The following is a 2567-nucleotide window of genomic DNA, read 5'->3' on the forward strand; positions in this document are numbered from 1 at the left end:
ATTGCGGGAGAGTAGGTCGTCGCCGAGTTTTTACACAGCACAAAAAGCCTGCTCTACCCAGCAGGCTTTTTTGCGTTATACCCACCTCCTCCCCCACGCTTCGTCTCAATCTCACGGACGGGCACAGTCTGAATTTCAACGTTACACCGTATCCTTTCTTTTACACCGGTTGATTTTGCCGTACATTGATGTTGAACAGTTTTTCGACTTATGTTCCTATCAACACACGTCAATGCCGCCTGCGGATCGTAAAAAAAGCCGGACGGTTTTCATAAGCTATGCCCACGAAGGCGATCTCGCCGAGCGTGTCGCTGCGCTTGCCGAATGGCTGCAAAGCAATGGCGTTGAGGTGATTACCGATCACCGTTACCGCAACAGACCTCCCGAAAAGGGTTGGCGTGCTTGGATGCAGCATAGCGTCGAGGATGCCGATGTCGTGCTTATCGTCTGTTCAGAGCGTTACAAAGTCCTCTTTGAAAAACGTGAGGTGGCCGATTCCGGTGGCCGGGGCGCGACCTGGGAAAGCGCTGTCATTACCAGCGATCTCTACAAAAGCCGTCTTATCAATACAAAGTTTTTTCCGATTCTTCCCGACGATGGCCTGCACGAGCATATCCCGGAAATTCTTGCCGACTGGGATAATGATCATCGCTTTCCCTCGGGAAACGAAAGAATTCTGGCGTTGATTCTGGGCGATGAGGCCATTTCTGATCCGGCTTCAGAAAACTCGCGCCTGCTGCCCGGTGAATTGACCGGTGCTTCTGATCCTCGTTTGCAGCCTCGCGAAGGGCTGGTGCTCGGTCGCGAGGAGGAGCTTGCGAAGATTCTCGATTTTCTGAATGGTTCCGGCAACGCTGAACACGTTTCAGGCACGGCCGGGATCGGTAAAACTGCGGTCTGTAACGAGGCGCTCAGGAGATGGCTTGCACGCAACCGCTCCGAAAAGGTTTTTTTCGTGCAGGTGCGTGACGATGCCAATCCCCGGACGTTTCTCGCCCAGGCGGGAGAAGCGGTCGGGCTGGATGCCGAGATGCTGATTCGTATCGAAACGGTTGAGCAATTGCGGCGTTTTCTGCCGGAAGGGGTGTACTATCTCGACAACCTCGAACACGTGGCCGAGTCGCTTGGCGGCAGGCAGATGCTGCGCGACCTTGCCCGCCTGCCTAGCGTGCGCGTACTTGCTTCGTCCCGCGTGGTGCTTGATGGCGCGGCTCGACAACGCAAGCGCGGTCGAGCTGTTTCTGAAATGCTGGAATGGCGGCGCGTTGCCCGACAAGAGCGAAGTCACCCAGTTTGTCGATTACGAGCTTGGCGGCCACGCTTTGGCCATAACCCTGCTTGCTCGTCTTGGCCGGGCCTGTTCATGGCAAAAGCTGCAAAAGCTGTGGCGTGAGCAGGGAACCGCATCCGCCGCCGCGCGTCACCCCGACGGGCGTCTCGACAGCCTCGATCTTTCGTTTGCGCTGACTGAAAAGCTTCTCGCGCGCGAACCGGGAGCGCTCGACCTCTGGCAATTTGTCGCGCTTTTTCCTGACGGTCTGGATGAGGAGTCGATGGCTTTATGGGAAGAGGTCAGCGGACATGCGACGGCTCGAATCGTGCTGGTCGAGCATAACCTGATTTCCTTCAGAGCGGAGCGCATAACGATGCTGCCTCCCGTTGCTCGTTATGCGTTGGGCCGCTCGACGTGCAACTTACCGGATGAGAACGGCTTCAACTGGCTCAGCGCCAGGAATCATGCATACCAGTACTTTCTTGCGATTTCTCGTTACGCCAATGATGCTCGGAGTACTAACGCCTCTATACAGTCTCGCTCCAGAAGCAGCGCTGAACTATGGGCTATCGGCCAACTATGTGGGGCCGAGAAGGTCGCCGGATGCTTCGACTTGAATCTTTTGTGGCAATTGCATAGGCAATTGCGAAACGTATATGTGTTTAATATTTTGGCTGGCCAAGTTGTGCTGAAAATCATTAACGAAATCATCGGCGATCCGTTATCCTTTTTTATGCTCGGTAACCTTGAGTACCGTCTCGGGAAGGTTGACACTGCAAGTGAGAACTTTGCACAAGCGATCATGTTGTACGAGAAGGAACAGGATCGGCTTGGGCTCGCAAATGTGCAGCATTCACTTGGTGAACTTAAGCTTGGTCTTGGAGAGGAAGTCAAAGCAAGAGAGAGCTTCGAAAAAGCGAAAGAACTATACGAAAAGGAACAGAATCAGCTTGGGCTTGCCAATGCGCTCCTATCGCTTGGCGACCTTGAGCGTCAGCTTGGAGAGCTGGGTAAGGCTCGGGAGGACTACGAAAGAGCGAAAGAACTATACGAGAGAGAACAGAACCAGCTTAGCCTTGCCCATGCACTTAAATTTCTTGGAGACCTTGAGGCTGGTCTTGGCGAGGTCGTCAAGGCTCGAGAGAGCTACGAAAGAGCGATTGAGCTGTACAAGAAGGAACAGTCTCAACTTGGGGAGGGACATGTTCAAAAATCCTGGGTCTGTTCAACTAAGTGTGTAAACGGTCGTAATCAAACGGGAAGCCGTCCTTCGAATTTAATGGAAAACTGGTTG

The 2567-nt window shown here is 53.6% G+C and carries 2 protein-coding genes; both read left to right on the forward strand.

Annotated features, from left to right (window positions below):
• On the forward strand, positions 1–1393 hold a 1393-nt coding region (locus FGF66_RS12275; RefSeq protein WP_211342016.1), incomplete at its 5' end, for an SEFIR domain-containing protein.
• Positions 1323–2567: tetratricopeptide repeat protein (locus tag FGF66_RS12850; protein ID WP_211342017.1), on the forward strand; the 1245-nt coding region annotated here is incomplete at its 3' end. The genes FGF66_RS12275 and FGF66_RS12850, both read left to right, overlap by 71 nt.

Origin of the sequence: Chlorobaculum thiosulfatiphilum (genome assembly GCF_006265165.1) — a bacterium.
Taxonomy (GTDB): domain Bacteria; phylum Bacteroidota; class Chlorobiia; order Chlorobiales; family Chlorobiaceae; genus Chlorobaculum; species Chlorobaculum thiosulfatiphilum.